This is a genomic window from Moorena sp. SIO4A5 (genome assembly GCF_010672005.1).
Lineage (GTDB): Bacteria > Cyanobacteriota > Cyanobacteriia > Cyanobacteriales > Coleofasciculaceae > Moorena.
Genome location: NZ_JAAHHZ010000549.1, coordinates 1 through 3,275 on the forward strand (window position 1 = coordinate 1; position 3,275 = coordinate 3,275).

A 3,275-nucleotide genomic window follows, 5' to 3' on the forward strand; every position below is an offset into this window, starting at 1 on the left:
CCAGCAGACCTAATCCAGCACAGGATTCAAGAAAAGCTTGGACAAAACCAGGATTAGCTTTGAGGTGATCGGAGACTTCTCGGGCAGAAATAGGTTGTTCCAGTAAAGGAAATATTCCAAGTTTTATCGCCGCTCTGAGAACCGCAGAGTTCCAGAAGCTAAAACATATATTGTCGATGCTGTCCTTCATTTATACTTATCCTAAATCTACATCCACGTTATTGTCAGATAGTGTTAGAGCTAGTTAAATTGGCCAAATTATACCTCTTGATATAATTTCTCATAAAACGGCAGACAATCTTCCACTATAGGTATTAGGTCATCAGGTATATTGATCGCTTTTTCCTCATAAGGAAGAAAACCGCTAGAATTCCTCACTGTGGAATACCAACTTGGGGCAAAGGATGACAATGATAAGTTTGAGTCTTTTAGTTCAGGTTCCCAACTCAGCATTTTTTCAGAAAATGTTACCTCCAAGTTTGCGCATAACCTTTTCAGAATATCTTTGGGATTTCTGACAAACTCCGTTGAGTCAATAACCAGCGGGGAGTTTCCTGTCAATGCTTTAACGTCTTGAAATATAGTGTAAAGGTCTGCTATGCCGATATCATGGAACGTTACGTTCCCCAAAACTTTGTACCAAGATAAAACGATCTCTTTAGGGTCTCTAATCAAAAAAACGTTATGAAGAGATTTAAGCCAGTCTCTGGAAAATTCCGGGAGAGCATGTTTTGCAATGTGTTTTTGGAATGAAAACGATGCACTATTGGGTAAACTTCCGGTAATTTGTTGAATTACCTTCTCATAGTTGCTTTCAGTGGATTCAATAATTTCTTGACGATGAGGATGATTGAAACCATGTTTCAACAGGTACGGAGCATAAAATGGTTCATCAAAAATTAGACAACCATCTAACTGTTCAAAAGCTCTCGTCATCAGTGTTGAACGACTTCTCGGGCAAGTCCATAGGGCAATGTGTTTATTTGTTGTCATCCTGTTTATTCCTTTCTCAACTCCAAAATTAGGCATTAGATTAACGCTGCTCAAAGAATCTAATTCTTTCTGCTCCCACTCTTTGCTTAAATGGTTTATAGGATTAAGGCTTGTTCTGGTAAAGGTTTGATTGCTCTATAGTCTCGACCAACTAAGAAGTCAGGACGCGGATTGTCTACGGCAATCGGAATATTGTCAATACTATTATAGGTTATAATTGCAATTTTTCTCGAAAATGGAGAAATATTATTAGCTGAGCCATGAACGCAATTAGGATGAAAAAATAACACAGTTCCCGGTTTACCTTTGGGCGCTTCTATTCCATATTTTTCTACTAGCTTTATAATGGTTTGTTCTGGGGTAGTGTATTTAAGGTTGGACTGAAAACTCGATATCCATTTGGAGTCTTCTGAAGCAGCATAATCTTGCTCAATTTGGTTGAGAGAGCTAATTACTCCTTCTTGATGGGAACCAGGAATAAGACAAAGCGGTCCATTGAATTCGTTGACTTCTTCTAGAAAAATAACAACATTTACCGCTCGTGGTGTTGGCATTCCATCTTCTTTTTGCCAAAAGATATAATCTTGATGCCACGGCCATAGATCACCACTAAAGGCAGCTTTGAAGTTAATTTTTAATTGATGTATGTAGACTTTGCTGCCAAGAAGTTGCATGGCTGGCTCAACAATTAGAGCGTTTTTTGATATCTTATCCAAGAAGCCATTTTCAGTTGGATCCTCGTGGATTCCTCTTACTGTCGCTTGATCTTCTTCTAAAACTGTTCCTGGTGTATTTTTCCAAGAAACAGTTGATACTTTAGCTGTTATCGCTTTAATCTGAGCTTTATCAAAAAGATTATCTAACAGTAAAAAACCATTTTCTTGGTAAGTTTTTTGTTGCTCTTCTTGTAGGTACATATCTCAAACTCCGATTTAAATTAACTCAACGACTCCATCGACTGAAGTCGATGGGTTTATTTTCGGACTGAATGTCCTCCACTGGCGAAAGCCGCTTATTATTGTATCAAATCTCTTGAGGATATCCGATACAATAATAAGCCTCCGACTTGAGTCGGAGGTAATTGAAAAAGTAATCCAAAACCTTCGACTAAAGTCGGAGGATGGAAAACATCGACAAAAGTAAGGTTACAATACATGCCTTCGGTAAAAATATTATCATATCCCTTTTCTTTGACTTTGCGAAAACATCTGCCATTTCCCAGTTCTAGAGCTGAGAGTATATTAAGCGATCAGCCTCCGGCATGGCTTCCCTCTCCGGCATGGCTTCCCTTACGCCAGATTTTTGTCTAATAACGTTAGGATTCAAGTGTGGAGAGACCGGATGAGGATAGGAGGTTGGGTTAAATCACCCGATTGAGCCATAAGAGTTTGCTCCCGTAGCGTGACCTTCGCTCAAAGAAATCCATCACCGAACCTTCCTGGAAGCGAGAAATTTTGAAGACGGTGAGTAAATTAGCGGTCTGCTCAAAACCTTGGAGATAACGAGAGTTACCACTAACCTTGCCCTTGGTCACTGCCAAAGGTAAAGACCTCTGTACTCTCTCTAAAAATCCCCTTTGCCCGTCTGGGCTTTGGTTTCAGCCTTAACTAAGTGCCATTTGAATTAAATCCTTTTTAATGGAATCCCACAACTAACAAGAAGCCAAAATGGCAAGACAGAAAGAATTTATTTAGATAGATTAATCCTGTCGAAGATTTTACAAGGTTACCTAATTAGGTAATCCCAATAACTCACTTTTTTGAACAGGAGATTTTTCCCATGGATAAGTATCTAACCACTGATTTGGAGTTCATCGCAAATTTGTCAGAGGATGAACTCAAGGAGATTGCAGGAAGCCAAGGCAGATCTAAAGACTTTGGCAAGGGCAAAGTTGATGATGACCGCGATGATGAACGGGATGATCATGACTTTGAGTTTAAATTTGATGACGATGACTTTGACTTTAAATTTAAGTTCACAATACCTAAGCGCTTTGTGCCTAAGAAGAGTCCTTTTGTGATTAAAAAGTTTCCCGTTAACTTTAATCGCGTTTTTGTCTTTAAGCAGGTTTTTACCATTAAGAATCACTAATACTATAGCGTTTGTATCTGGGTTGTGAACATACTCCCAAAGGCCAAGAGGCAAGAGGCAAGAGGCAAGAGGCAAGAGGGGAAAGAGATCCTCAGTTTTATTGTCCAATAAAAAAAGACCATACAGGTTTACATCTCAAATACAAACGCTATAGTTCAGGTTATGGATGCTAGACTTTAGCTATTTGGGAT

Annotated in this window: 4 protein-coding genes and 1 pseudogene; 1 reads left to right on the plus strand and 4 read right to left on the minus strand. The window is 39.1% G+C overall.

The annotated features are described in order from the left end of the window. The 4 genes and pseudogenes from F6K57_RS40775 to F6K57_RS40790 form a co-directional block, all read right to left on the minus strand. Positions 1-190: methyltransferase dimerization domain-containing protein (locus F6K57_RS40775; protein ID WP_293072550.1), on the minus strand; the 190-nt coding region annotated here is incomplete at its 3' end. A 68-nt stretch (positions 191-258) separates the two neighbouring features. Further along, positions 259-1,029: a hypothetical protein gene (locus tag F6K57_RS40780; protein WP_075900984.1), complete on the minus strand. Its 771-nt coding sequence runs from the start codon at positions 1,027-1,029 to the stop codon at positions 259-261. A gap of 59 nt (positions 1,030-1,088) precedes the next feature. Further along, positions 1,089-1,910, minus strand: coding sequence for a phytanoyl-CoA dioxygenase family protein (locus F6K57_RS40785; protein WP_293074653.1), 822 nt, complete (start codon positions 1,908-1,910; stop codon positions 1,089-1,091). Between the two features lie 443 nt (positions 1,911-2,353). Continuing rightward, positions 2,354-2,548: pseudogene (locus F6K57_RS40790) on the minus strand (hypothetical protein); the annotation flags it as partial. Positions 2,549-2,772: 224 nt separating this feature from the next. On the opposite strand from F6K57_RS40790, the gene F6K57_RS40795 reads away from it, so the two are divergent. Then, entirely contained in the window at positions 2,773-3,084 is a 312-nt protein-coding gene (locus F6K57_RS40795; protein ID WP_293066529.1) for a hypothetical protein, read from the plus strand. The last annotated feature ends 191 nt before the right edge of the window (positions 3,085-3,275 follow it).